This window comes from Bradyrhizobium stylosanthis (assembly GCF_001641335.1).
In the GTDB taxonomy this organism is placed as follows: Bacteria; Pseudomonadota; Alphaproteobacteria; order Rhizobiales; family Xanthobacteraceae; genus Bradyrhizobium; species Bradyrhizobium stylosanthis.
This window is the reverse complement of the sequence record NZ_LVEM01000004.1, coordinates 673,311-698,218: the sequence shown is the minus strand read 5'-3', so window position 1 is coordinate 698,218 and position 24,908 is coordinate 673,311. Positions and strand designations below refer to the sequence as shown.

Genomic DNA, 24,908 nt, shown 5'->3' with positions numbered 1-24,908 from the left:
CACCGGTAAAATACAGCCTCAATTAACAATTGTTGCGCACTGTGAGCAGTGCAGCACGATTCTCGAGGGCGTGGTTGCGGCGGGCCACCGTTGCAATCCCGAGAGGGGCGTCGGCTGCTTTCTCTTTCCTGCTGCGATGGGTGACAGCGATGCCGAGCTTGCGTTTGGGAATTCGGGGGCGTCTCTACGCCGGATTTTCGGTTCTCGTGGGCCTTGGCCTGGTGATGGCCGCGGTCGCGGTCTGGAATCTGTGGGCGGTCCAGGACCAGATGGCACGCCTGTCCACTCTCTCGGACAACACCGCGCGCGTCCAGGAAATCTCGATCAACCTCCAGGCGCTCCGGCGCGCCAATCTGCGCTACATCTATGACGCCGATGCGCCGGCCTTCAAGGAGGCAGCGGAACGGGAAACGGCAACGGTTGAGCTGTTGAAGGCCGCGGCCAAATCGACCGTCTCCGAGGAGCGGCTCAAGATCTACAACGGCCTCACCAGCGACATCGAGAAGCTGAAGTCCCTGCGCGAGCGCATGGGCGCCGCCATCGACGCGACCACCAAGGGCAAGGCCACGTTGCTCGCCGGCGGCGACGAACTGACTGCCAACACCAGCAAGGTGGTCGCTGCGGCCACTGCGACCGGCGACTCCTACGTGAGCGCCTTCGTGACCGAGCTCGAAGCCAAGATCCTGCTGGTCCGCGTCGCGAACTGGCGTTTCCTCGCCGTGCGCGACGCCAAGGGACCGGCGACGTTCCGCACCAATGTCGAACGGGCGCAGCAGCGCCTCACAACGCTGGAGCAGGAGGGATTGCCTGACGAGGTCAAGGCCGCGCTCGGGCCGATCAAGACCTCGCTTGCGGCCTACAAGGCGGCCTTCGAGACCACCTCCGCGGCGATCCTCCAGGCCGACGAGGTCTACCGCAACAATATCGCGCCGCTGATCGGCGAAAGCGTCGACAGGCTCAAGGTCGCGGAAACCGGGCTCAAGGCCGATTATCAGAAGTCGCGCGCGGCCGCCGATGGCGTCATTGCCAATACGACCTGGATCCAGGAGGTCGCCGGTGGCCTTGCGATCCTGTTCGGCGGCATCGTTGCCTTCCTGATTGCCCGCAGCATCGTCGGTCCCCTGGCCACGATGACCCGCGCGATGGGGCGGCTGGCCGGTGGCGATCTCAAGGTCGAGATTCCCGGCCGTGGAAATCGCGACGAGATCGGCGACATGGCCAAGGCGATCCAGGTGTTCAAGGAGAGCATGGTCGAGACCGATCGCCTGCGCCACGAGCAGGTCGAGGTCGAGGCGCGGCAGGCGGAGAACCGCAAGCAGGACATGGTCAGGCTCGCCGACCAGTTCGAGCAGGCGGTCGGCGAGATCGTGAACACCGTGTCGTCGGCGTCGAACGAGCTCGAAGCCTCCGCCGGCACGCTGACGACGACTGCGACGCGCGCCCAGGACCTGTCGACGGAAGTCGCCAGCGCCTCGCAGGAGGCCTCGGCCAATGTTCAGGCCGTTGCTTCGGCCACTGAAGAACTCTCGTCCTCGGTCAGCGAGATCGCGCGGCAGGTGCAGGAATCCGCCCGCATCGCCAGCGAGGCGGTGGGGCAGGCCAGCAGGACCAACGAGCGCGTCGGGGAACTGTCCAAGGCCGCCGCCCGCATCGGCGATGTGGTCGAGCTGATCAACACCATCGCCGGTCAGACCAATCTCCTCGCGCTCAACGCCACCATCGAGGCGGCGCGCGCAGGCGAAGCCGGCCGTGGCTTCGCCGTGGTCGCCTCGGAGGTGAAGGCGCTCGCCGAGCAGACGGCGAAGGCGACCGGCGAGATCGGCCAGCAGATTTCCAGCATCCAGGCCGCCACCGAGCAGTCGGTCGGCTCCATCAGGGAAATCAGCGGCACCATCGAGCGGCTGTCGGAAATCTCCTCGACGGTTGCGGCGGCCGTGGAGCAGCAGGGCGCGGCGACGCAGGAGATCTCCCGCAACGTCCAGCAGGCAGCCCGCGGCACCCAGCGCGTCTCGACCAATATCGGCGACGTGCAGCGCGGCGCCTCCGAGACCGGTTCGGCCTCCTCGCAGGTGCTGTCGGCGGCGCGCTCGCTGTCCTCGGACAGCAACCGCCTGAAGCAGGAAGTCGCAAAATTCCTGAACTCGGTCCACGCCGCCTGACGACCTAAAAGCAAAGGTCCACGCGCATGCGCGTGGACCTGAATTGAAGGCGTCGTGAAGGCGTGGCGGGATCAGGCGACCTTGGTCGTCATGTGCTTGAACATGTTGCTCCGCGCCTCGTCGTCCATCTCGGCCTTGAAGGTGAACTTGTCCTTCAGCGCGATCGCGCGGCCGGCTGCTGGCCGCGCCGAGATCTCGTCCACCAGCCGCTTCACGTTCGGGTAGCGTGCAAAGGCGTCGTCGCCGAGCTTGAACGGCACCATCCGCGCCCAGCCCCACAGCGCCATGTCGACGATCGAATAGGCATCGCCGACCATGTATTTGCGGCCGTTGAGGTGAGCGTCGAGGATCTTGTAGTGGCGGTCGGTCTCGTACTGGTAGCGGTTATGGGCGTAGTCGTGATTTTGGTCCTTCGGCGCGAAGTGCCTGAAGTGCACGGCCTGGCCCGAATAGGGCCCGACGCCGGTGGCGACGAACATCAGCCATGACAGCATCTCGCCGCGCACATTGGCGGCGGGCAGGAACTTGCCGGTCTTCTCGGCGAGATAGAGCAGGATGGCATTGCTGTCGAACACGATCGTGCCGCCATCGTCGATCGCCGGCACCTTGCCGTTCGGGTTGATCTTGAGGAATTCCGGCGAAAACTGCTCACCCTTGCGGGTGTCGATCTTCACGGGCTCGAAAGGCAGACCGGATTCTTCCAGATAGAGCGCAACCTTGGTCGGGTTCGGCGAACCGTTGAAATAGAATTTGAGCATCAATCAACTCCCCAGTGTTCGTTGGCCGAGAGCAAGCGCGGCATCATTGCCGCTGGTGTTCCCTCTCTTGCCTGAACCTCGTCGGAGAGGGCAACCGGCGAGTTTGCCGGGCGGTATCTGCGCGCCACGCAGATCAGCCGGCGTAACAAAGGCCGAGCGCCGCCGTAACGACCATCGCCGCGCCGACCGCCTCGAGGCGCAGCCCGAGCCGGGTGGCGAGATGCATGTCGGAGGCGCGCGCCTTGCGCTCCGATCCCCGGGCATAGCCGTGGACGATGACGTCGTGATTGAAATTGTCGTGCGCTTCGTTGCTGCTGGCGAGCCCGACGCAGGCCACCAGCACGCCGAACAGCGCGAGGCCGAAAAACCCGAGCAGGGCGATCAGGAACATCGGAAACATGCCGAGCAGGAAGATCGGCAGCAGCGGCACCAGCAGCAAGGTCTCGGACTGTCGTCGCATGGGAGGACCGATCAGGACGGGGCTGATCGGGCGAATCTAGTCCTGGCCGGGGCGGCGTTCAAGGTGCCGCAGGGTGGGCAAAGGCGCGAAGCGCCGTGCCCACGTCTTCGCATCAATTGGACAGGACGTGGGCACGCTTCGCTTTGCCCACCCTACGGGACCTGTGAGAGCGGAGGGAAATTACTCCGCTCCCATCCCGGCGCGGATCTCCGCACGCAGCTCGTCGATCAGCTTGAGACCCTTCTTGGTCTCGACATGCCAGAAGGTCCAGCCGTTGCAGGCCTGTGCACCTTGTGCCACGGCGCCGATACGGTGGATCGAGCCGACCTTGTCGCCGAACATGATGGCGCCGTCGGCACGGACCAGCGCGCCAAGCTTCTTCTTGGCGTCGAACAGTTTCGTGCCGGGCATGATCATGCCGCGCTCGATCAGCTCGGAGAACGCGACGCGCGGGGCTTCGCGCGCAGTCATGAACGGGGCAAGGCTTGCTTCCGGCAGCGGCTCGACCGCGGCGATGCGGGCTTCCGCCGCCTTCGCATAGGTCTTGTCGCGCTCGAAGCCGATATAGGAGCGGCCGAGGCGCTTGGCGACGGCGCCCGTGGTGCCGGTGCCGTTGAAGGGATCGATCACGAGATCGCCGGGCTTCGACGAGGACAGCAGCACGCGCGCGAGCAGGCCTTCCGGCTTCTGCGTCGGATGCACTTTCTTGCCGTCGGCGCCCTTGAGGCGCTCCTCGCCGGTGCAGAGCGGGATCAGCCAGTCGGAACGTGCCTGCACGTCCTCGTTGGCGGCCTTCAGCGCCTCGTAGTTGAACGTATAGCCCTTGGCCTTTTCGTCGCGCGCGGCCCAGATCATGGTCTCGTGCGCGTTGGTGAAGCGGCGGCCGCGGAAGTTCGGCATCGGGTTGGTCTTGCGCCAGACGATGTCGTTCAGGAGCCAGAAGCCGAGGTCCTGCATGATCGCGCCGACGCGGAAGATGTTGTGATAGGAGCCGATCACCCAGATCGTCGCCGACGGCTTCATCGCGCGGCGGGCCGCAAGCAGCCAGGCGCGGGTGAAATCGTCATAGGCGGAGAATGAATCGAACTTGTCCCAGTCGTCGTTGACGGCATCGACGTGGGATTCGTCAGGGCGCTTGAGATCGCCCTTGAGCTGGAGATTGTACGGCGGATCTGCGAACACCAGATCGACCGAACCAGCCTGAAGCTTCGACATCTCGGCGACGCAATCACCGATGATGATGCGATGCGATGCAGACTCAAAGTTTGTGCGGGGCGCCCTTACAGACGCCCCGCGACGCGACTCTACCATGACTCAAGAACTCTGACTCAGGCGACGCTGTCGGCGACGCGGGACCAAACAACCGACTGACCGTTACATTGAAGCGGCAAAGTAAAAATCGACTTAACCCGCCGCTTTCGTGAGCAGGCCGCGCGCCGCGCTTCGCGCATTGGTTGCTGCTCGCATTTGCCGTGTTTTGCAGTGGATTTCGCGTTTCGGCGTGTCGTGAGAGCAGCGCCGGTGCCCAAAAGAGTCCAAATTTCTCTCGGAAAAAATTGCTTGTCCCTCGGAAAAAATTGCTGGCAGGCGCATGCTGTCGCACTAGGCAATTTTTGCCGAGCACGATATTGATAAAGGCAACGGAAATTTTACGTATGTGGCGCGTTGAGCTTTCGCGCTCCTGCGCCCGGACGACGCCAATCGAGGACCTCAAGGGAAGCCCGCCATGCGCTACGATGATTTCCGCCGAAGCGACGACGTCGAGGATCGTCGCGACGAGGGTGGTGGCGGGTTTGGCGGCGGCGGAGGCGGCGGGTTCGGCCTGCCGATGGGCGGCGGCGGCCTCGGTATCGGTACCATCATCGTGCTCGGCCTGATCGGCTATGCCTTCGGCATCGATCCGCGCATCCTGATCGGCGGCGCCGAGATCCTCACCGGCGGCGGCCAGGCCCCGAGCTACCAGACCGACCGCCAGTCGTCCTCGAACTCGGCCAAGCGCGGCGCGCCGACCGACGAGGTGGGCAGCATGATCGCGGGCATCCTCGGCGAGATCGACGACCGCTGGAGCGAGATCTTCCAGGCCAGCGGGCAGAACTATACCGGTCCGAAGGTTGTGCTGTTCCGCAACGCCACCAATGGCGGCCGCTGCGGCATGGCGCAGTCGGCGATGGGCCCGTTCTACTGCCCGCCGGACCGCACCATCTTCCTCGACACCAGCTTCTTCCGCGAGGTCGAGACGCGCTTCCGCGGCTGCTCGGGCAAGTCGGCGTGCAATTTCACTACCGCCTACATCATCGCGCACGAGGCCGGCCATCACATCCAGAATCTGCTCGGCATCATTCCGCGCGTGACGCGGCTGCAGCAGCAGGCCGGCAGCAAGGCCGAAGCGAACGCGCTCCAGGTCAAGGTTGAGCTGCAGGCGGATTGTCTCTCCGGCGTCTGGGTCAACCGCGAGGCCAAGAAGCGTCCGAACTTCCTCGAGCCCGGCGACATCGACGCCGCGCTGACCACTGCAAGCGCCATCGGCGACGACACGCTGCAGCGCCAGGCCACCGGCCGCGTGGTGCCTGACTCATTTACCCACGGCTCGGCCGCGCAGCGCAAGCAATGGTTCATGACCGGCTATCAGCAGGGCACCGTCCAGGCCTGCAACACGTTCGGCGGCGGGTCTTAGGGACGAAGGTCTCGTGCCCCGGACGCAGCGCAGCGCTTCTTCAGCGGTGCGCTGCAGAGCCGGGGCCCATATTGCTTGCCGGTTCTCACGTCCCTTAAGAATGGGTCCCGGCTCTGCGACGCACCGCCATAGCGCGTCTAAGACGCGCGTAACCGCGCTAATGGTGCTGCATCGCGCCGGGACACAAGAGGAAAGAGCTATGGCCTCGATCGACGAGTCAAAACAGTTCATCCCGCTCAACATCGCGGTGCTCACCGTGTCCGACACGCGCGCGCTGGCGGATGACAAATCCGGCCAGACGCTCGCTGACCGCCTCACCGAGGCCGGCCATCGCCTCGCCGCGCGCGAGATCGTCACCGACGATGTCGAGGCGATCCGTGCGGTGATCCGCCGCTGGATCGCCGATAGCGGTGTCGACGTCGTCATCACCACCGGCGGCACCGGGTTCACGGGGCGCGACGTCACGCCGGAGGCGATCGAGCCGTTGTTCGAGAAGCGCATGGACGGCTTCTCGATCGCCTTCCACATGCTGAGCCACGCCAAGATCGGCGCGTCCACGATCCAGAGCCGCGCCACCGCGGGCGTTGCGGGGGCGACCTACATCTTCTGCCTGCCGGGCTCGCCCGGCGCCTGCCGCGACGGCTGGGACGGCATTCTCAAGGCCCAGCTCGACTACCGCACGCGCCCCTGCAATTTCGTCGAGATCATGCCGCGGCTGGACGAGCACCTGCGAAGGCCGAAGGCGCAGGGCGCGACGGTGTAAGCGCGGGTGCTTCTTTCCTTCTCCCCTTGCGGGAGAAGGTGGCGCGAAGCGCCGGATGAGGGGTATCTATCGGCACGGCGTGCGCGGAGACATACCCCTCACCCAAGTGAGCTTGTGTCTACCAGCGTCGCAGCCCTCTCCCGCAAGGGGCGAGGGCACATTCATGCGCATCGTGCCCGCAGCAAGAACGTCAGAGATCCCGCTCCCACGTTTCGCCCACCAGATCTGCACCAAAACTGTGGTGCTTCTCTTCCTTCACGAGCTCGAAGCCGGTGCTCTTGTAGATGCCGCGCGCGGCAACCAGGATGCTTTGGGTCCACAGCGTCATCCTGCGGTAGCCCCGCTCGCGGGCGCCATGGATGCATTGCTCGACCAGCGCGCGGCCGACGCCGAGCCCGCGCGCCTTCTTCTCCACCTGCAGCAGGCGGAGCTTGGCGATCTCGTCCGTGGCCTTGACCAGGAAAACCGAGCCGACCGGCTCGCCGCCGACTTCAGCGATCCAGCAGTGCTCGCGCGCGGGGTCGTAGTTCCTGATGAACTGCGCGCAGATTTCGGCGACCAGCGCCTCGTAGCTGATGTCCCAGCCGTAGTCCGCGGCATAGGCGGCGCCCTGCCGGGAGATGACCCAGCCCATGTCACCGACGCGATGGCTGCGCAGCATGACAGCCGCGGGCCGGCCTGGCCGCTGCTCCAGCGTGGCCTCGATGGTCGCCATGGCCTGCGTGAGCCGCGCTGCATCGTCGGCTGACAGCTGCGCCAGCATCGCGGCGACCTCGTTCTGCGAGCTCAGGTTCAGCTTGGCGAAGGTCTGGCGGCCCTTGGCGGTGAGGCTGAGCTGGTATTGCCGGCGATCCGCGGGCAGCGGCGTGCGCGTGATCAGCCCCTTTTCGTCGAAGCTCTGGACGATGCGGCTGAGGTAGCCGGGGTCGAGACCAAGCTCGTTTCCGATCTCCTTCGCAGCAAGGTCGTCGCGATGCGCGAGCTCATAGAGCACCCGCGCCTCGCTGAGCGAGAACGGGGTCTTGCCAAGGTGCTGGTCGAGCACGCCGAGCTTGCGGGTGTAGAAGCGGTTGAAGGCGCGGACCGCTGCGATGGGGTCTTCTGTGCCGTTGATTGTCATGGCTCACCTCGATACTTGCCATTGTCAAATAATTATTTGACTTTGGCAAGTAATAGGTGGGCTCAGCCGACCATGACGATCCGGCTGCGCAGCATGGTGCGGGACGAGCGGCCGAGCCGGCGCAGCAGCCGCGCCTCGGCGCGGCGGGCCTGGGGCGGGTAGCCGCCGATCCGGTCGTAATGGTCACGCGCGATCAACAATCCCTGATCGCCGAGCGGGCCGACCAGCTTGCGCGCGACGGCGCGGAGCATGTCGCGGAAGCTGGTATCGACGTAAGGCGAGCGCGCATAGCGGAACACGGCCGCACGATCCCGTCCGCTGCTCGCGACGGCCTGAATGAACTGGGTGGTCTCCTCGATCCAGCCGGTTTCCAGCACCGCGCCTGCGGGGAGGAACATCAGCCAGGGCGAACGGGCCTGAAGCGCGCCGGCGGCGAGCGCTGCGCCCTGTGAGAAGCCCTCGAAGCCGATGAAACGGCAGCCGGCAACGTCGGCGACGCGCTCGATGACCCCGTTGCGCGTGCCGTCGACCAGCAGCACTTCCCGGATGATGCCGGCGGCGGCGCCGGGTACCAGCGCGGCCAGAGTTGCGACCGCCGTCTGTTCGACGCCTTCGGTCGGTATGATGACGCTCAACATGGTCGAGGCTTCGATGTCCGCACTTCGGGAGAAGCGTAATTCGTTATGATGTTGTCATAAACACGCGGCACTGCCGAGTGCAACTTTTCGGCGGGGCTTCGCGGTTCGATGGTAAACTGTCGGAGCCATCGCATCCGATTATGTCCCCTGCAGGGTCGCATTGTTGCCGAATATTTCGGCGCGAGCTCGCCTTCACGGTAGTTTCACGGAGTTCGACGGCGATATTGCGCGGGATGCAGGCGAGCGCAATCCTGCATGTGGAGGATGCGAGCGGGGCGGGGACGGGAAAAGCCTGCAATCCACGTTGCTGACGAGGTCTTGCATGAATGCCGATCAACTTGCCGTAAGCGCGCCGACGCCGTCGCAGAAGCCGGACACGGCACCGACCTTGCGGATCCGGGCGCTGATGCTGGGCGACCGCATCAATGCGTCCAACCTCGAGCTCGGCACGCTGGTGTCGTCCACTCCGGCCGCCTTCCGAGTCCATGCCGGTCTTGCCGTGATCTTCCGCTACGGCGTCGTGGTGCTGATCGGCCTGCTCCCGTCGGAGGAGAAGGTGCTGATCGACAGCCTCAAATCCCGCGTGATCGGCGAGCTCAGCCCCTACGAGGAGGAGACCGCGCAGGCGCAGCTCTGCAAGGATGAAAACTCGGAGGCGATCCAGCCGGGCGGTCCGATCTGCCTTGCCAAATTCTCCGACGAACGCTTGCTGCTGGTTGCGGACGCGCTCGCCAAGAGCACGTCGCTGGCGCGCGACGAGCGGCGGGTCGCCGCGGTGTTCGACGTGATCGAGCCCTTTGCGCGCGAACTCGCCGAGCACGGCCGCACGCCGCGCCGCCGCAAGGGCATCTTGCGGCTGATCGGCAACGCGCTTCTCGTCCAGCAGCGCGTCGCCGGCCGCGTAGCCGTGGCCGAGAAGCCCGATGTGCTCTGGGAAAAGCCCCAGCTCGACCGGCTCTATGCCCGCCTCGAGGACGAGTACGAGCTGAAGGAGCGCCTCGACACGCTCGAGCGCAAGCTCACCGCGGTGTCGGAGACCGCGAACGCACTCACCGACATCATCGACACCCAGCGCTCGCTCCGCCTCGAAATCGCGGTCGTGGTGCTGATCGTGATCGAGGTCGTGATCGGGTGCATCCAGATCCTGTCGGGGACGCATTAGGGAGGGGGAGGAAGCATCTCTCCGCGAGTCCGATATCGTAGGGTGGGCAAAGGCGCACTTGCGCCGTGCCCGCGCGACATAAGTCGTGGGCACGCTTCGCTTTGCCCACCCTACGATACCTGACTTCTCGTCCGCAGCATCGCGACGCAATGCCGTGCTATCACCTGTTCTTCGTTCGTCGGGATCACGAACACTTCGACCATGCTGTCTTCGCCGCCGATCCGCTCGCGCGCCTCGTCATTCGCGGCCGCATCGATCCGCACGCCGAGCCATGCCAGCCGCTCACCGATCGCGCTGCGGATCTCCTTGGCATGCTCGCCGATGCCGCCGGTGAAGACCAGACAGTCGAGCCCGCCAAGCGTGGTCACCATCATTGCGATCTGCTGCGCCGCGCGAAGGACGAATAGATCCACCGCCTCCCGCGCCGCGATCTCGCGGCTCGCGAGCAGCTCGCGCATGTCCGCGGAGAGGCCGGAGACGCCGAGCAGGCCGGACTCGTGATAGAGCAGGTGCTGGAGATCCTCGACAGACATCTTTTCGTGCTGCTGCAGGTAGAGCAGCACGCCGGGATCGATGGTGCCGCAGCGCGTGCCCATCACGAGGCCGTCGAGCGGCGTCAGCCCCATCGTGGTGTCAACGCTCTGGCCACCGCGCAAGGCGCAGAGGCTGGCGCCATTGCCGAGATGCGCAATGACGGTACGCCCAGCGGCGAGCTCCCGCGCGATCCCGCCCAGGCGCCCCGCGACATATTCGAATGAGAGGCCGTGAAAGCCGTAGCGGCGGATGCCTCGCGCCTCGAAGCGGCGGGGAATGGCGAAGCGGCTCGCGGGCGGTGCGAGGCCGTGATGGAAGGCGGTGTCGAAGCAGACAATCTGCGTCAGCTCGGGCCGGATCGCCGAGATGGCGTGGATCGGCGCAAGGGACCGCGGCTGGTGCAACGGCGCCAGGGGCGTCAGCGCCTCCAGCTTTGCATGGACGGCGTCCGTCAGGATGACGGGTGCCGAATAATCCGGACCGCCGTGGACGATGCGATGGCCGGCCGCGCGCAAGCTGCCTGCACCGAACCGGTCCTCGATGAAGCCAAGCACATCGGCGAACAGATGGCCGCCGTCGGTATCGGCGCTCGCGCGCTGCTTGTCGAACAGGGTCTCGCCCGCGGGACTCCTCACCGTGAGCCGAGGCTTGTCCTCGTGCTCGTCGAGCAGGCCTTTGCACAGCAGGACGGGCTCGGCCGCCGCAATGTCGAACAGCCCGAACTTGATGCTCGACGAGCCGCTGTTGAGAACGAGGACCGCCTCCGGCGTCGGCATCGCGGTCAGCCCGCCTTGCCTGGCCAGGTCCAGTCGCGGATCTCCGGCATGTCCTCGCCGTGCTCGCGCACATAGCGCGAATGCGCGATCAGCTTGTCGCGGAGCTGCTGCTTCACCTGCGCGGCTTTTGTCGCAAGTCCCGGCACGCGCTCGATCGCCTCGATGGCGAGGTGATAGCGGTCGAGCTCGTTGAGCACGACCATGTCGAACGGCGTCGTCGTGGTGCCTTCCTCGGCGAAGCCGCGCACATGCAAGCCGGCATGGTTGGTGCGGTTATAGGTGAGACGGTGGATCAGATAGGGATAGCCGTGATAGGCGAAGATCACGGGCTTGTCCGATGTGAACAGGCTGTCGAAGTCGCGGTCCGAAAGCCCGTGCGGATGCTGCTCCTTCGGCTGCAGTGTCATCAGGTCGACGACGTTGACGACGCGGATTTTCAGGTCCGGCAGCGCCTTGCGCAGGAGGTCGACGGCGGCGAGCGTCTCCAGTGTCGGCACGTCGCCGGCGCAGGCCATCACCACGTCGGGCTCGCCGCTTGCGTCCTCCGTGCCCGCCCAGGTCCAGATGCCGATGCCGGCATCGCAATGCGTCGCCGCATCCTGCATCGACAGCCATTGCGGCGCCGGCTGCTTGCCGGCGACGATCACGTTGATGCGGTCGTAAGTGCGAAGGCAATGGTCCGCGATCCACAGCAGCGTGTTGGCATCCGGCGGGAAATAGATGCGGACGATGTCGGCCTTCTTGTTGGCGACGAGATCGACGAAGCCGGGGTCCTGGTGGCTGAAGCCGTTATGGTCCTGGCGCCAGACATGCGAGGTCAGCAGATAGTTCAGCGAGGCGATCGGCCGCCGCCACGGCAGGTCGCGCGTCACCTTCAGCCATTTGGCGTGCTGGTTGAACATGGAATCGACGATGTGGATGAAGGCTTCGTAGCAGGAGAAGAAGCCGTGCCGTCCGGTCAGCAGGTAGCCTTCGAGCCAGCCCTGGCAGAGATGCTCGCTCAGCACCTCCATCACGCGGCCGTCCTGGGCGAGATGCACGTCGTACGGTTCGGTCGGCTCCATCCAGACGCGTTCCGTCGCCTCGAACACCGCATCGAGCCGGTTTGACGCGGTCTCGTCCGGACCCATGATGCGGAAGTTGCGCTCTTGCGCGTTGAGGCGAATGACATCGCGCAGGAACTTGCCGAGCTCGCGCGTCGCCTCGCCGGTGACGGCGCCGGGTTGCGGCACCTCGAGCGCGAAGCCGCGGTAGTCGGGCAGCTTCAGCTCCTTCTTGAGCAGGCCGCCGTTCGCGTGCGGACTGGCGCCCATGCGCCTGTTGCCTTCAGGCGCCAGCGCCTGGAGCTCGGGGACAAGCGCGCCGCTCGCGTCGAACAGTTTTTCCGGCTCGTAGCTTCGCATCCAGTCTTCAAGGATCTTCAGATGCGCCGGATTCTCGCGGCAGCTCGCGACCGGCACCTGATGTGCGCGCCAAAAACCTTCGACCTTCTTGCCGTCGACCTCCTTCGGACCGGTCCAGCCCTTCGGGCTGCGCAGCACGATCATCGGCCAGCGCGGCCGTTCGACCGCCTTGCGGCCGTCGCGGGCGTGCTGCTGGATCGAGCGGATGCTGGCGAAGGCGACGTCGAGCGCGTCGGCCATTGTCTGGTGCATCAATTTGGGATCGTCGCCCTCGACGAACAGCGGCTCGTGGCCCAGCCCACGGAACAGGTCGCGGATCTCGCTGTCGGGCATCCGTCCGAGCACGGTGGGATTGGCAATCTTGTAGCCGTTGAGATGCAGGATCGGCAGCACCGCGCCATCATGCGCCGGGTTCAGGAACTTGTTGGAGTGCCAGGACGCGGCCAACGGGCCGGTCTCGGCCTCGCCGTCGCCGACGACGCAGGCAACGACCAGATCGGGATTGTCGAACGCCGCGCCATAGGCGTGCACCAGCGCGTAGCCGAGCTCGCCGCCCTCGTGGATCGAGCCCGGCGTTTCCGGCGCCGCGTGGCTCGGAATGCCGCCGGGGAAGGAGAACTGCCTGAACAGCTTGCGCAGTCCCTCCGCATCGCGCGCGATGTCGGGATAGATCTCGCTGTAGCTGCCTTCGAGATAGGTGTTGGCGACCATGCCCGGGCCGCCATGGCCGGGGCCGCAGACATAGAGCACGCCGACATCGAGCGCGCGGATCACGCGGTTGAGATGGGCATAGATGAAGTTCAGACCGGGCGTCGTGCCCCAATGGCCGAGCAGACGCGGCTTGATGTGCTCGGGCCGCAACGGCTCGCGCAGCAACGGGTTGTCGAGCAGGTAGATTTGCCCGACGGAGAGGTAGTTGGCGGCACGCCAGTAACGATCGAGCAGATCGAGGTCGCTGCTTGCAGCGGCCGATTGTTGTTGCTTTGTCATATTCTTGCTGACCTTCACCCGGGATCGTCATCAACCGAGTTCCGGCGAGATCGATCCTCCACCGCATCAAAACGGGGTCGAGGTCACGCGGTGTTGCGTGAGGTCAAAGCTCGGCGCGCGAAGTTTGGGCAGCGCTACTGTGCATGGGGTTGTTTTCAGCTTTTTTGTTTGTGTTCTTGATTTGTTCCGTTCTCGTGTTATCTTGGCTGCATGAGTCCAGCAGCATCCTCTCATGCTCTCAAGCACCCGCCGGTCAAGGCGCCCTCCGAGCCGGCGGGTGCGGACTCTGATTTTCCCGAGCTGGCCGTCGCCATCGACCGCCAGCGCAGGCGAGGCCGCGGCGCGCAGTCCAATGCCAGCGGCCGCTTCGAGGCCGAGGCCCGCGTCGCCTTCGACGACGGCTGGCAGAGCCTCGAGGATCTGCCGCCGTTCAAGACCACGGTTGGGGTCGACACCTCGCGCAAGGTGATCACGCGCAACGACTCCCCCGACATCGGCTTCGATCGCTCGATCAATCCCTATCGCGGCTGCGAGCACGGTTGCGTCTACTGCTTCGCGCGTCCGACCCATGCCTATCTCGGACTGTCGCCGGGACTCGACTTCGAGTCGAAGCTGTTCGTGAAGCCCGAGGCGCCCTCGCTGCTGGAGAAGGAGCTCGCCGCACCCGGCTACGAGCCGCGGATGATCGCGATCGGCACCAACACCGATCCGTATCAGCCGATCGAGCGCGAGCGCAAAATCATGCGCGGCATTCTCGAAGTGCTGGAACGTACTTCGCATCCCGTCGGCATCGTCACCAAATCGGCGCTGGTCGTGCGCGACATCGACATTCTCGCGCGGATGGCCAAGCGCAACCTCGCCAAGGTCGCGATATCAGTGACCTCGCTCGATCCGAAGCTGGCGCGCACCATGGAGCCGCGCGCCTCGACGCCGCCGAAGCGGCTGGAGGCGCTGAAGCAGCTTTCGGAGGCGGGCATTCCCACCACGGTGATGGTCGCGCCGGTAATCCCCGCGCTGAACGATTCCGAGATCGAGCGCATCCTCGATGCCGCCGCCCATGCCGGCGTCAAGGAAGCCTCCTATGTGCTGCTGCGGCTGCCGCTGGAGGTGCGCGATCTCTTCCGCGAATGGCTGATGGCGAACTATCCGGACCGCTATCGCCACGTCTTCACGCTGATCCGCGACATGCGCGGCGGCCGCGACTACGACGCCAAATGGGGCGAGCGGATGAAGGGCACCGGACCGATGGCCTGGACCATCGGCCGCCGCTTCGAGATCGCCTGCGACAGGCTCGGCTTGAACAAGCGCCGCTCCAGGCTGACGACCGATCACTTTGCAAGGCCGAAGCGGAACGGCGATCAGCTCAGCCTGTTCTGATCCGATCACGTGGAAGAGGCGTAACATGAGTAAGGAATTGCCGGCTCCGGTGCCACGGCTCACCGTCATCACGCTCGGCGTTGCCGACATCCGCGCCAGCATCGCCTTCTACGACGCGCTCGGTTTCTCGCGCCGGCTGAAGGCCACCGGCGAGGCGGTCGCGTTCTACGACACCGGAGGTCCGGTGCTCGCGCTGTATCCCTGGGATCTGCTCGCCGCCGATGCCAGGCTGCCTGACAATCCGAGGCCATCGACTTTCCGCGGCGTCACCCTCGCCTGGAACTGCGCCTCGCGCGAGGAGGTCGATGCGGTGCTGGCTTTCGCCCTTGGCAAGGGCGCGAAGCTGCTGAAGGCCGCGCATGAGACCGACTATGGCGGCTATTCCGGCTATTTCAGCGACCCCGACGATCACCCGTGGGAGGTCGTGGTCGCGCCCGGTATCGAGGTCGGCGAGGACCGGCGGGTGCATCTGGCGAAGTAGGGCGGTCGGCCTGAATAACGGGAATTATCCGGGGTTCCCGGTTGCGCCGGCAGGGCCGCTTGCGCACGATCCCGGCCATGATTCGGGACAAGTCCGCCGGGAAACCGGCCAAAGGCGCGTCGAAAGAGCGGGCTGCGAAGACGGCAGCACCTGCCAAGGCGGCCAAAGCCAACGCAGCGAAATCGACCGCAGCGAAGTCTTCTGCCGCGAAGGCTGCTGCCGTGAAGGTCCCTGCCGGCAGGAAAGGCATCATCGCGATCGCGCCGCCGAGCTTCCGCCGCGAGCGCGTGCTGATCAAGCGCGGGGTCTGGCCGGTTGCCGGCTGTGACGAGGCGGGGCGCGGGCCGCTGGCAGGTCCCGTGGTGGCGGCCGCGGTGATTCTCGATCCCGACCGCATCCCGCGCGGCATCGATGATTCCAAGCGCCTGACCGCCGAGGCGCGCGAAAAGCTGTTCGACAAGATCTGCGCCACCGCCCAGGTCTCGGTCGCAATCGCCTCGCCGGCGCGAATCGACCGCGACAACATCCTGCGCGCCTCGCTATGGGCGCTGAAGCGCGCCGTGGTGGCTTTGCCCGAGGCGCCCCGCCACGTCTTCGTCGACGGCCGCGACCGCCTCGACACGGCCTGCGACTGCGAGGCCGTGATCGGCGGCGACGGCATCGTGCTGTCGATCGCCGCAGCCTCCATCGTCGCCAAGGTGACGCGCGACCGCCTGATGTGCGCGCTGGCGCAGGATTGCCCCGGCTACGGTTTCGAGCAGCACAAGGGCTACGGCGTCCCCGAGCATCTCGATGCCCTCAACCGCCTCGGCCCCACCGTCCACCACCGCAGCTTCTTCGCGCCGGTCGCGGCGGCGCGTGCCAAGCACATGCCCTGGACCGTCGAGCCGGTGCAGGACCTGTTCTCGGTCACCGAGGCCGAGGTGCAGGTGGAAGCGAGCGTCGAGGTCGACGCCTCGGCAAACCTCTAAGGTCCCGTCCCACTGTTTCCACATCGTCATGGCCAGGCACAGCCGTCCGAAGGACGGCGTCGCTCCGCTCGCCCATGTCCCGGCCATCCACGTCTTTGCGGCCAGCTCAGAAGAACGTGGATGCCCGGGACAAGCCCGGGCATGACGAGCAGACCGAAGTTGCCACGACGCGCAGCGCCCCTTATCAAAGTAGTCGTGAGCGAATAGGGCCGGCTGGACGGGTTGGCTGCATCTTTCGGACGTTGCATGCGGTTTACCTCCCTGGTCATCGAGCTCATTCGCGCCCGGCCGCGGCTGATCGTCTGGATCGCCGTGCTGCTGCAGGCCTTGATGTGGCTGTTCGTGGCGCTGGTGTTTTACCGCAGCCCGCCCGGCTCTCTGGCGACGCTGCTGGCCTTCGGTCGGGAATACCAGGTCGGTACCGATCTCGGCCCGCCCCTGCCGGTCTGGCTCGCCGACATCGCCTATCGCCTCGCCGGCGGCCACATGTTCGGCGTCTATGTGCTCGCCCAGCTCTGCGAGATCGCGACCTTCATCGCGCTTTATCATCTCTCCCGCGCGGTGGTCGGCTCGCAGCAGGCGGTGCTCGCCGTGCTCCTGACCATGACCGTCCTCGCCTTCTCCTCGTCCGCGCTCGATTTCGGCCCGCTCGTGCTGGCGCGGCCGCTCTGGGCGCTTCTTCTGCTGCATTCCTGGCAGATCATCGGCCAGCGCCGCGGCAATGCCTGGTTCGCCTGGTCGATCGAGGCGGGCCTCTTGCTGCTGACGACGCCCGCGGCGGTCTTCCTGCTCCTCCTGCTCGTTGTCTTCGCGCTCTCGACCGCGGGCGGCCGCCGCACGCTGCGTGCGCTCGATCCGCTGTTCGCCCTGATCGTGGTCGCCGTGCTGGCGCTGCCCTATGCGGCCTGGCTCATGCGCGCCGAGACGCTGGTGCTGCCGACCTTGCCGCAAATGGCCGAGCTGAACGCCCGCGCGCTCCACGCGGCCTGGCTGCTCGGCGGGCTCGTGCTCGGTGCGGCCGCGATTCCCGCGCTGAGCTTCCTCAACGCCGGTCTGTTCGTCGCCAAGGGCGAGGAGGCGCCGATCATCTATCGCCCGCCGGTCGAGCCGCTCGCGCGCAGCTTCGTCTATTTCTTCGCGCTGGCGCCTGCGCTCGGCGCCGTGCTGATCTCGGGCCTGCTCGGGCTCGAAACCGTCGTCGGCGGCGCCGGCGTCGTGCTGGTCTTGTCCGGGCTCGCCGTGGTCGTCGCGGCCGGCGACCTCATCGCGATGCGCCGCGCGCGGATGCTGCGCACGGTATGGGCTGCCGCCGTCGTCGCGCCCGCCGTCGGCGTGGTGCTCGCCGTCCTGTTCCTGCCCTGGACCGGCGCCAACGAGGTTGCGACCTCGATGCCGGCGCGCGCCATCTCGGATTTCTTCGACGAGAGCTTTGCCCGCCGCACCAACCACCGCCTGCGCGCGGTTGCCGGCGAGACCCAGCTCGCCAGCCTGATCACGCTGCATTCCGGCCGGCCGCATCTCTTCATCGACGCCGACCCTGCGCGGACGCCGTGGATCAATCAGACCAAATTCGCCGAGACCGGGGGCGTCGTGGTCTGGCGTGCCTCCGACACCGCCGGCACCCCTCCGCCCGAGATTCTCAAGCGCTTCCCCGGCATCGTGCCGGAAGTGCCGCGTGCCTTCGAATGGCTGGTGACCGGCCGCCAGGGATTGTTGCGCATCGGCTGGGCCATCGTGCGGCCGAAGGGGTCGTGAGGGAGATCTCGTGCCCCGGACGCTGCGCAGCGCAAAGCGGTGCGCTGCAGAGCCGGGGCCCATCTCGCCGCATCGTACTGTGCTGCTTTCTGGGTCCCGGCTCTGCGGAGCGTCACCATAGCGTGTCGAAGACGCGCGTAGACGCGCTTGTGGTGCCGCACAGCGTCCGGGACACGAGACCTAGCTAACCGCCAGCACCTTCGCGATCGCGCGCAGATCCTGCCAGGCCAGCCGCTTGTACGACGGCGAGCGCAGCAGATAGGCCGGATGGAACGTCGGCAGCGCGCGGATGGTGCGCTGGCCGGTCTCGTAGTCGAACCAGCGTCCGCGCGTGCGCATGATGCCTTCGCGGGTCGACAGCAGCGTCTGCGTCGAGGGATTGCCGAGCGTCACCAGCAGATCCGGATTCACCAGCTCGATCTGGCGCTGGATGAAGGGCAGGCAGATTTGCGTCTCCTGCGGCGTCGGCGTGCGGTTGCCGGGCGGCCGCCAGGGAATGACGTTGGCGATGTAGGCGGTGGTGCGGTTGAGGCCGATCGCCCCGATCATGAGGTCGAGCAGCTTGCCGCTGCGCCCGACGAAGGGCAGTCCCTCGATGTCCTCGTCGCGCCCCGGCGCCTCGCCGACGAACATGATGCGCGCCTGCGGATTGCCGTCGGCGAACACCAGCCTTGTCGCGGTATGCTTCAGCGCGCAGCCCTCGAAATTCTGCATCAGCTCGCGCAGCGCCTCCAGCGTCGGCGCGGTGCGCGCGGCCTCGCGTGCCGAGGCGATGGCGACATCAGGTGCGGGCGCGGCTTCGCCGCGCATGACGGCGGGCGCCGCAACCGGCCGCGGCGCCTCGACCGGAGGGGCCGCGCGCGGGGCCGGCGGCGGGGCATCTAATTCCGCCAGGCGGTCGATCGGTTCCTCCGCGAGCGCGCAGTCGACACCCGCCTCCAGATAGAAGGCGAGCAGCTCTCGGACGGTGGGTGCGGGTTCGGGGATCATGGGAAAGTCTGACTTTATATCACCTTGGACGGCCTTGCATCCCACCGGGATGCATTTCCGAGGTTGTCCTACCCGGAAAAATCGGAAACAAGAGGGCGCAAACGACCGAAGACCGTCTCAAGGGCTGAGATCAGATGAGCACCGAAGAACTTCCCCCGCGCGAATCCATGGAATTCGACGTCGTCATCGTCGGCGCCGGCCCCTCGGGCCTGGCGGCCGCGATCCGGCTGAAGCAGATCAACGCCGATCTCAACGTCGTCGTCGTGGAGAAGGGCTCCGAGGTCGGCGCGCATATTCTCTCGGGCGCCGTGATCGACCCGGCCGGGCTCGACAAGCTCATTCCGGACTGGCGCGGGGATTCCGACTGCCCGCTGAAGACGCAGGTCAAGGATGATCGCTTCTACTGGATGACCGGCGGCGGCGCGATCAAGCTGCCGAACTTCATGATGCCGCCGCTGATGGACAACCATCACTGCTATATCGGCTCGCTCGGCAATGTCTGCCGCTGGCTGGCGCGCAAGGCGGAGGCGCTCGGCGTCGAGATCTATCCGGGCTTTGCCGCCGCCGAGGTGCTCTATGACGAGCAGGGCGCAGTGAAGGGCATCGCCACCGGCGACATGGGCATCGGCCGCGACGGCAAGCCGAAGGATTCCTTTACCCGCGGCATGGAATTGCTCGGCAAGTACACGCTGTTCGCCGAAGGTGCCCGCGGCAGCCTGACCAAGCAGCTCATCAGCAAGTTCGCGCTCGACGCCAAGAGCGAGCCGGCGAAGTTCGGCATCGGCCTGAAGGAAGTCTGGCAGATCGATCCCGCCAAGCACCAGAAGGGCCTGATCCAGCATTCGTTCGGCTGGCCGCTCGACCTGAAGACGGGCGGCGGCTCGTTCCTCTACCATTACGACGACAACCTCGTCGCCGTCGGCTTCGTCGTGCATCTGAACTACGACGATCCCTATCTCTCGCCGTTCGACGAATTCCAGCGCTTCAAGACGCACCCCTCGATCCGCAACACCTTCGAAGGCGCCAAGCGGCTCGCCTATGGTGCGCGCGCGATCACCGAGGGCGGCTATCAGTCGGTTCCGAAGCTGAGCTTCCCCGGCGGTGCGCTGGTCGGCTGCGCGGCCGGCTTCGTCAACGTGCCGCGCATCAAGGGCGTGCACAACGCGATGGGCACCGGCATGCTGGCGGCGGAACACCTCGCGGCTGCGCTCGCGGCCGATCGCGCCAATGACGAGCTGATCGAATATGAGAACGCCTGGCGCTCCTCGTCGGTCGGCAAGGATCTGTTCCTGGTCCGCAACGTCAAGCCGCTGTGGTCGAAGTTCGGCACCGTGCTCGGCGTCGCGCTCGGTGGCTTCGACATGTGGTGCAACACGCTGTTCGGCACCTCGCTGTTCGGCACCCAGTCGCATGCCAAGCCCGATCGCGCCACGCTCGATCCGGCCAAGAGCCACGCGCCGAAGAACTACCCGAAGCCGGACGGCAAGATCTCCTTCGACAAGCTGTCGTCGGTGTTCCTGTCCAACACCAATCATGAGGAGGACCAGCCGGTCCATCTCAAGGTCGCGGACATGAACCTGCAGAAAACCTCGGAGCACGACGTGTTCGCCGGTCCCTCGAACCGGTATTGCCCTGCCGGCGTCTATGAATGGGTCGAGGAGGGCGCGAGCCCGCGCTTCCAGATCAACGCCCAGAATTGCGTCCACTGCAAAACATGCGACGTGAAGGACCCCAACGGCAACATCACCTGGGTTCCGCCGGAGGGCGGTGGCGGCCCGAACTACGAGGCGATGTAAGAGCGGGCCAATCGGAGCGGGCTCAGAGCGAACCGGTCACAAAAGGTGATCCGGCCGCACGTTCGCGTGAGGACCCGGGCGCGGCCACCTGCCGCGGCCACGATAAGGCCATACTGGCAGCGTCTTGGGGCGTTATAGGCCGATTTGGGGCGTGCGGAGGGGATCGTCCGGCCCGAATCCTTGCGGTGAAGCGCCAAAAGCGGCATTGTCGGCCCGACGGTTCCGGGTCCCGATGCCACCGGCCGCGTTCGCATGCGAGACGGCCTTCTGCTGCAAACCCAGGCACTACCAACTCAAGGCGAGCCCTGATGTTCTCAAATCGTTTCAACCGCTGGACTGTTGCCGCCATCGCCCTCATGGGCACAGCGATCGCGACGGTCCCCGGCGCGGTCCTGGCGCAGACGCCGGATCACCCGGCCGATACGGCGGCGCAGTTTCCGACCCGAAACGATCTGAAGTCCCTCACCGGTGCCGGCAGCTATCTTGCCGCCCGCCATGCCAGCGTCGAGCGCGATGCGGCTTCGGCGGCAGCCTTTTACCGCTCTGCGCTCCGCACCGATCCCAAGAACAACGAGCTGCTTGACCGTGCCTTCATCTCGTCGGTCGCCGACGGCGACATCGACGAGGCGGTCAAGCTCGCCGAGCGCATCCTCACCATCGACAAGACCAACCGCGTCGCGCGTCTCGTCGTTGGCGTGCATGACCTGAAGCTGAAGAAGTACGCGACCGCGCAGAGCAACATCAACCAGTCGATCCGCGGCCCGATTACCGATCTCGTCGCCACGCTGCTGTCGGGCTGGGCCGCCTACGGCGCCGGCGATGCCAAGGGCGGCGTCGCCACCATCGACAAGCTCGCCGGTCCCGAATGGTATCCGCTGTTCAAGGACCTGCACGCCGGCATGATCCTCGAACTCGCCGGCAAGGAGAAGGATGCCGGCACCCGCTTCGAGCGCGCCTACAAGCTCGACGATTCCATGCTGCGCGTCACCGAGGCCTATGCGCGCTGGCTGTCGCGCAACAAGGATTCGGCCGCGGCGACCAATGTCTACCAGGCCTTCGACAAGAAGCTCGCCCGCCATCCGCTGATCGTGGAAGGTCTGCGCGACACCAAGGCCGGCAAGAAGCTGCCGCCGCTGGTCGATTCCGCGCAGGCCGGCGCTGCCGAAGCGCTCTACGGCATCGGCGCCACCCTGACCCGCCGCGGCGGCGAGGATCTGGCGCTGGTCTATCTCCAGCTCTCGCTCTATTTGCAGCCGACGCATCCGCTGGCGCTGCTCTCGCTCGCCGATCTCTATGAATCGGTGAAGCGGCCGCAGATGGCGATCAAGGTCTATGAGCGCGTGCCGGCGACTTCGCCGCTGAAGCGCAACGCGCAGATCCAGCTCGCCATTGACCTCGATTCGGCCGACCGCACCGACGAGGCGATCAAGATCCTCAAGGGCGTCACGACCGAGGATGCCAAGGATCTCGAGGCCATCATGGCGCTCGGCAATATCGAGCGCGGCCGCAAGAAGTTCGGTGACTGCGGCGCGACCTATTCGCGCGGCATCGAGGCGCTGCAGCCCGGCAACGACAAGGCCAACAGCGTCTGGTACTACTATCGCGGCATCTGCGAGGAACGCTCGAAGGAGTGGGCCAAGGCCGAAGCCGACATGAAGAAGGCGCTCGAGCTGCAGCCCGATCAGCCCCATGTCCTCAACTATCTCGGCTATTCCTGGATCGACCAGGGCGTGAATCTCGACGAAGGCATGAAGATGATCAAGCGCGCCGTCGAGCAGCGTCCCGACGACGGCTACATCGTCGACTCCCTCGGCTGGGCCTATTACCGCATCGGCAATTACGAAGAGGCGGTGAAGAACCTCGAGCGCGCGATCGACCTCAAGCCGGAAGATCCCACCATCAACGATCACCTCGGCGACGCCTATTGGCGCGTCGGCCGCACGCTGGAGGCCAAATTCCAGTGGTCGCACGCCCGCGATCTCAAGCCCGAGCCGGATGATCTCCCGAAGATCGAGGCCAAGATCGCCAACGGTTTGACCGACGACAATTCGAATTCTTCCGCGGCGCAGGCCGAGAAGAAGAAGGACGACGGCAAGGGCGGCTGATCCGCATGATCCGGAAAAGTGTGCAGCGGTTTTCCGACAAGATCATGCGCGACAAAGAAAGTGCGTTTGGGGGCTGATCGTCAATGCCGGCGTTGATTGAAGAGGGACGGGCGAAGGTCAATCTGAGCCTTCGCGTCGTCGGCCGTCGTGCGGACGGCTATCATGATCTCGAAAGCGTGGTCGCGTTCGCCGATTGTGCGGATCGGCTCACGCTGGAGCCGGGCGGCGAGCTGAAGCTCACCACCACCGGGCCGCTTGCCGCGGCCTGCGGCGATGCCAGCGACAATCTCGTGTTCAAGGCGGCCAAGCTTCTGGCAGAGGCAGTGCCGGGCCTGAAGCTCGGTGCCTTCGCGCTCGACAAGGTGCTTCCCGTGGCCGCTGGCATCGGTGGCGGCTCGGCCGACGCCGCAGCGGCGCTGCGCCTGCTGGCCCGCCTCAACAATCTCCCGCTCGACGATCCGCGCCTGCAGCAGGTCGCACTCGCGACCGGTGCCGACGTGCCGGTGTGCCTGTTCTCGCGCGCCTGCGACATGACCGGCGTCGGCGAGCAGTTGCTGCCGCTCGCCTTGCCGAGCATGCCCTGCGTGATGGTCAATCCGCGCGTGCCCGTCGCCACCAAGGAGGTGTTTCAGGAGCTCGGCCTGCGCAACGGAGAGCTCCTGGTCGGCGCCACCTCGGTGCTGGACGCCCCGGCCTGGCCGGACGAGGGCGGCTCGATCACTGATTGGGTCGACGTTCTCGAAACCGTCGCCAATGATCTCGAAGCGCCGGCGATGCGGATCGAGCCGGTGATCGGCGAGGTGCTGGACGCGCTGCGCGATTCCGCCGGCGTCAAGCTCGCGCGCATGTCCGGCTCCGGTGCGACATGCTTTGCGATCTATGGCGCGCCCACCGATGCCCATGCCGCCGCCGAAAGGATCAGGCGCGATCATCCCGGCTGGTGGGTGCATGCGGGAACGTTGAGCTAGGTGGTGCCGTAGTGCCGTAGGGTGGGCAAAGGCGCGACAGCGCCGTGCCCACGATCTTTCCGATACGGCGACAGATGCGTGGGCACGCTCCGCTTTGCCCATCCTACGGCCGCGGAGCCTGTTACGGCAGCGCGGCTAACCCGCGCCGTCCCCGGCCAATCCCAGGAACCGCCGGATCTCACCCAGCACCTCCTGCGGCTTGTCGTGTTGCAGCCAGTGCCCTGCGCCGGCGATGGTCTCCATGCGCGCGTTCGGGAAGTAGCGCTCCAGGCCTGCCGCTTTCGCGCCCGCCAGAAAGCTCTCGCCGGCATTGAGCAGCAGCGTCGGGCAGGCGATCCGCGACCACAGCGCGACATGATCGTCCGGCCAGAGCCGGTGCGGCGCGGAGGCGCGCTGATAGGGATCGAACTTCCAGCTATAGGTGCCGTCCTCGTTCTGCCGGGCGCCGTGGGTGGCGAGGTGCAGCGCAAGCTCGCGGGACAGCCGCTTGTTGTGCAGCACCATCTGCGCGGCGGCATCCGTGAGGGTCGCATAGCGGCGCGGCGTGCGATCGTGCAGCTTGTCGAGCTGGCTGACCCATTTGCCGATGCGCTCGTGCGTCGGCGCCTTCGGCGAATCCGGCAGCATGGTCACACCGTCGAGGACGACCAGCTTGGTGACGCGCTCGGGGAATGAGCCCGTAAAGATCAGGCTCACCATGCCGCCCATCGAATGGCCGATGAGGGTCACCTGAGGCGCGCCAATGCTGCGAACGAGCTGGGCGAGATCGTAGACATACTCGGTCAGCGCGTAGCTGCCGCCTTTGGTCCAGTCGGAATCGCCGTGGCCGCGCAGGTCGGGGGCGATGACGTGAAAATGCGGCTGCAGCGAGCGCGCGATGACGTCCCAGCTGCGGCAGTGATCGCGGCCGCCGTGAACCAGAATGAGAGGCGGCGCGTCTGCGTTGCCCCAGTCGGCATAATGCAGCCGCAGGCCGTGTGACTCGTAGTAGCGACTTTGCGGAGCGAGCATCGGGCCGTGATTCCTTG

At 66.0% G+C, this 24,908-nt stretch carries 20 protein-coding genes; 11 read left to right on the top strand and 9 right to left on the bottom strand.

Annotation, left to right across the window (positions count from 1 at the left end):
- Window positions 1-149 precede the first annotated feature (149 nt).
- Entirely contained in the window at window positions 150-2,159 is a 2,010-nt protein-coding gene (locus A7X65_RS29690) for a HAMP domain-containing methyl-accepting chemotaxis protein (RefSeq protein WP_063692008.1), read from the top strand.
- 71 nt (window positions 2,160-2,230) lie between these two features.
- Here the strand turns inward: A7X65_RS29690 and A7X65_RS29685 are convergent, their stop codons facing one another.
- From A7X65_RS29685 to A7X65_RS29675, 3 genes are all read right to left on the bottom strand, one after another.
- A complete protein-coding gene (locus A7X65_RS29685) occupies window positions 2,231-2,917 on the bottom strand; it encodes a glutathione S-transferase family protein (RefSeq protein ID WP_063692005.1) in 687 nt (228 codons plus the stop codon).
- A gap of 133 nt (window positions 2,918-3,050) precedes the next feature.
- On the bottom strand, window positions 3,051-3,377 hold the full coding sequence (locus tag A7X65_RS29680) for a hypothetical protein (protein WP_063692002.1): 327 nt from the start codon (window positions 3,375-3,377) through the stop codon (window positions 3,051-3,053).
- 180 nt (window positions 3,378-3,557) lie between these two features.
- Window positions 3,558-4,688 carry a site-specific DNA-methyltransferase gene (locus A7X65_RS29675; protein WP_063691999.1) on the bottom strand — a complete coding sequence of 377 codons (1,131 nt, stop codon included), beginning with the start codon at window positions 4,686-4,688 and terminating at the stop codon, window positions 3,558-3,560.
- 415 nt (window positions 4,689-5,103) lie between these two features.
- Here A7X65_RS29675 and ypfJ point away from each other — a divergent pair, with 415 nt between their 5' ends.
- Together ypfJ and moaB are read left to right on the top strand one after the other, a co-directional pair.
- Window positions 5,104-6,051 carry a KPN_02809 family neutral zinc metallopeptidase gene (gene ypfJ / locus A7X65_RS29670; RefSeq protein WP_063691997.1) on the top strand — a complete coding sequence of 316 codons (948 nt, stop codon included), beginning with the start codon at window positions 5,104-5,106 and terminating at the stop codon, window positions 6,049-6,051.
- Window positions 6,052-6,250: 199 nt separating this feature from the next.
- Window positions 6,251-6,814, top strand: a complete 564-nt coding sequence (gene moaB / locus A7X65_RS29665; protein ID WP_063691994.1) for a molybdenum cofactor biosynthesis protein B — start codon at window positions 6,251-6,253, stop codon at window positions 6,812-6,814.
- Window positions 6,815-7,004: 190 nt separating this feature from the next.
- On the opposite strand, the gene A7X65_RS29660 is transcribed toward moaB, so the two are convergent.
- Both A7X65_RS29660 and A7X65_RS29655 read right to left on the bottom strand, forming a co-directional pair.
- Window positions 7,005-7,934, bottom strand: a complete 930-nt coding sequence (locus A7X65_RS29660; protein WP_063691992.1) for a bifunctional helix-turn-helix transcriptional regulator/GNAT family N-acetyltransferase — start codon at window positions 7,932-7,934, stop codon at window positions 7,005-7,007.
- A 62-nt stretch (window positions 7,935-7,996) separates the two neighbouring features.
- Window positions 7,997-8,572 (bottom strand): glycosyltransferase family protein, encoded by a 576-nt coding sequence (locus tag A7X65_RS29655; RefSeq protein ID WP_063691989.1) that lies wholly within the window; start codon window positions 8,570-8,572, stop codon window positions 7,997-7,999.
- A gap of 322 nt (window positions 8,573-8,894) precedes the next feature.
- Between A7X65_RS29655 and A7X65_RS29650 the strand changes: the two genes are divergently transcribed.
- Window positions 8,895-9,734, top strand: coding sequence for an RMD1 family protein (locus A7X65_RS29650; RefSeq protein ID WP_063691985.1), 840 nt, complete (start codon window positions 8,895-8,897; stop codon window positions 9,732-9,734).
- 110 nt (window positions 9,735-9,844) lie between these two features.
- Here A7X65_RS29650 and A7X65_RS29645 read toward each other — a convergent pair whose 3' ends face one another.
- Both A7X65_RS29645 and A7X65_RS29640 read right to left on the bottom strand, forming a co-directional pair.
- Window positions 9,845-11,044 (bottom strand): acetate/propionate family kinase, encoded by a 1,200-nt coding sequence (locus A7X65_RS29645; RefSeq protein ID WP_063691982.1) that lies wholly within the window; start codon window positions 11,042-11,044, stop codon window positions 9,845-9,847.
- Window positions 11,045-11,049: 5 nt separating this feature from the next.
- Complete coding sequence (locus A7X65_RS29640; protein ID WP_063692604.1) at window positions 11,050-13,437, bottom strand: phosphoketolase family protein; 2,388 nt, start codon at window positions 13,435-13,437, stop codon at window positions 11,050-11,052.
- 210 nt (window positions 13,438-13,647) lie between these two features.
- Between A7X65_RS29640 and A7X65_RS29635 the strand changes: the two genes are divergently transcribed.
- The 4 genes from A7X65_RS29635 to A7X65_RS29620 all read left to right on the top strand — a co-directional run bounded on the left by A7X65_RS29635 (window position 13,648) and on the right by A7X65_RS29620 (window position 18,021).
- The gene (locus tag A7X65_RS29635) at window positions 13,648-14,814 is read left to right on the top strand and encodes a PA0069 family radical SAM protein (RefSeq protein ID WP_063691979.1); all 1,167 of its coding nucleotides are present in this window, start codon (window positions 13,648-13,650) and stop codon (window positions 14,812-14,814) included.
- Window positions 14,815-14,839: 25 nt separating this feature from the next.
- On the top strand, window positions 14,840-15,295 hold the full coding sequence (locus A7X65_RS29630; protein WP_063691976.1) for a VOC family protein: 456 nt from the start codon (window positions 14,840-14,842) through the stop codon (window positions 15,293-15,295).
- A gap of 77 nt (window positions 15,296-15,372) precedes the next feature.
- Window positions 15,373-16,266 carry a ribonuclease HII gene (gene rnhB, locus A7X65_RS29625; protein ID WP_063692602.1) on the top strand — a complete coding sequence of 298 codons (894 nt, stop codon included), beginning with the start codon at window positions 15,373-15,375 and terminating at the stop codon, window positions 16,264-16,266.
- 246 nt (window positions 16,267-16,512) lie between these two features.
- Window positions 16,513-18,021 carry a glycosyltransferase family 39 protein gene (locus A7X65_RS29620; protein WP_063691973.1) on the top strand — a complete coding sequence of 503 codons (1,509 nt, stop codon included), beginning with the start codon at window positions 16,513-16,515 and terminating at the stop codon, window positions 18,019-18,021.
- A gap of 180 nt (window positions 18,022-18,201) precedes the next feature.
- Here A7X65_RS29620 and A7X65_RS29615 read toward each other — a convergent pair whose 3' ends face one another.
- Window positions 18,202-19,011 carry a uracil-DNA glycosylase gene (locus A7X65_RS29615; RefSeq protein ID WP_063691971.1) on the bottom strand — a complete coding sequence of 270 codons (810 nt, stop codon included), beginning with the start codon at window positions 19,009-19,011 and terminating at the stop codon, window positions 18,202-18,204.
- Between the two features lie 134 nt (window positions 19,012-19,145).
- Here A7X65_RS29615 and A7X65_RS29610 point away from each other — a divergent pair, with 134 nt between their 5' ends.
- From A7X65_RS29610 to A7X65_RS29600, 3 genes are all read left to right on the top strand, one after another.
- Window positions 19,146-20,807 (top strand): electron transfer flavoprotein-ubiquinone oxidoreductase, encoded by a 1,662-nt coding sequence (locus tag A7X65_RS29610; RefSeq protein ID WP_063691968.1) that lies wholly within the window; start codon window positions 19,146-19,148, stop codon window positions 20,805-20,807.
- 308 nt (window positions 20,808-21,115) lie between these two features.
- Complete coding sequence (locus A7X65_RS29605; protein WP_145667895.1) at window positions 21,116-22,912, top strand: tetratricopeptide repeat protein; 1,797 nt, start codon at window positions 21,116-21,118, stop codon at window positions 22,910-22,912.
- 83 nt (window positions 22,913-22,995) lie between these two features.
- Window positions 22,996-23,880 carry a 4-(cytidine 5'-diphospho)-2-C-methyl-D-erythritol kinase gene (locus A7X65_RS29600; protein WP_063691965.1) on the top strand — a complete coding sequence of 295 codons (885 nt, stop codon included), beginning with the start codon at window positions 22,996-22,998 and terminating at the stop codon, window positions 23,878-23,880.
- Between the two features lie 135 nt (window positions 23,881-24,015).
- Here A7X65_RS29600 and A7X65_RS29595 read toward each other — a convergent pair whose 3' ends face one another.
- Window positions 24,016-24,891 (bottom strand): alpha/beta fold hydrolase, encoded by an 876-nt coding sequence (locus A7X65_RS29595; RefSeq protein WP_063691962.1) that lies wholly within the window; start codon window positions 24,889-24,891, stop codon window positions 24,016-24,018.
- Window positions 24,892-24,908: the final 17 nt, after the last annotated feature.

Excerpts from the sequence above, each read along its gene's own strand:
- A7X65_RS29630 (WP_063691976.1), top strand. The coding sequence starts at position 14,840 with ATGAGTAAGGAATTGCCGGCTCCGGTGCCACGGCTCACCGTCATCACG.
- A7X65_RS29685 (WP_063692005.1), bottom strand. The coding sequence starts at position 2,917 with ATGCTCAAATTCTATTTCAACGGTTCGCCGAACCCGACCAAGGTTGCG.
- A7X65_RS29595 (WP_063691962.1), bottom strand. The coding sequence starts at position 24,891 with ATGCTCGCTCCGCAAAGTCGCTACTACGAGTCACACGGCCTGCGGCTG.
- A7X65_RS29620 (WP_063691973.1), top strand. The coding sequence starts at position 16,513 with ATGCGGTTTACCTCCCTGGTCATCGAGCTCATTCGCGCCCGGCCGCGG.
- A7X65_RS29635 (WP_063691979.1), top strand. The coding sequence starts at position 13,648 with ATGAGTCCAGCAGCATCCTCTCATGCTCTCAAGCACCCGCCGGTCAAG.
- A7X65_RS29610 (WP_063691968.1), top strand. The coding sequence starts at position 19,146 with ATGAGCACCGAAGAACTTCCCCCGCGCGAATCCATGGAATTCGACGTC.
- A7X65_RS29675 (WP_063691999.1), bottom strand. The coding sequence starts at position 4,688 with ATGGTAGAGTCGCGTCGCGGGGCGTCTGTAAGGGCGCCCCGCACAAAC.
- A7X65_RS29655 (WP_063691989.1), bottom strand. The coding sequence starts at position 8,572 with ATGTTGAGCGTCATCATACCGACCGAAGGCGTCGAACAGACGGCGGTC.
- A7X65_RS29680 (WP_063692002.1), bottom strand. The coding sequence starts at position 3,377 with ATGCGACGACAGTCCGAGACCTTGCTGCTGGTGCCGCTGCTGCCGATC.
- A7X65_RS29605 (WP_145667895.1), top strand. The coding sequence starts at position 21,116 with ATGTTCTCAAATCGTTTCAACCGCTGGACTGTTGCCGCCATCGCCCTC.
- A7X65_RS29640 (WP_063692604.1), bottom strand. The coding sequence starts at position 13,437 with ATGACAAAGCAACAACAATCGGCCGCTGCAAGCAGCGACCTCGATCTG.
- ypfJ (WP_063691997.1), top strand. The coding sequence starts at position 5,104 with ATGCGCTACGATGATTTCCGCCGAAGCGACGACGTCGAGGATCGTCGC.
- A7X65_RS29650 (WP_063691985.1), top strand. The coding sequence starts at position 8,895 with ATGAATGCCGATCAACTTGCCGTAAGCGCGCCGACGCCGTCGCAGAAG.
- rnhB (WP_063692602.1), top strand. The coding sequence starts at position 15,373 with ATGATTCGGGACAAGTCCGCCGGGAAACCGGCCAAAGGCGCGTCGAAA.
- A7X65_RS29645 (WP_063691982.1), bottom strand. The coding sequence starts at position 11,044 with ATGCCGACGCCGGAGGCGGTCCTCGTTCTCAACAGCGGCTCGTCGAGC.
- A7X65_RS29660 (WP_063691992.1), bottom strand. The coding sequence starts at position 7,934 with ATGACAATCAACGGCACAGAAGACCCCATCGCAGCGGTCCGCGCCTTC.
- moaB (WP_063691994.1), top strand. The coding sequence starts at position 6,251 with ATGGCCTCGATCGACGAGTCAAAACAGTTCATCCCGCTCAACATCGCG.
- A7X65_RS29615 (WP_063691971.1), bottom strand. The coding sequence starts at position 19,011 with ATGATCCCCGAACCCGCACCCACCGTCCGAGAGCTGCTCGCCTTCTAT.
- A7X65_RS29690 (WP_063692008.1), top strand. The coding sequence starts at position 150 with ATGCCGAGCTTGCGTTTGGGAATTCGGGGGCGTCTCTACGCCGGATTT.
- A7X65_RS29600 (WP_063691965.1), top strand. The coding sequence starts at position 22,996 with ATGCCGGCGTTGATTGAAGAGGGACGGGCGAAGGTCAATCTGAGCCTT.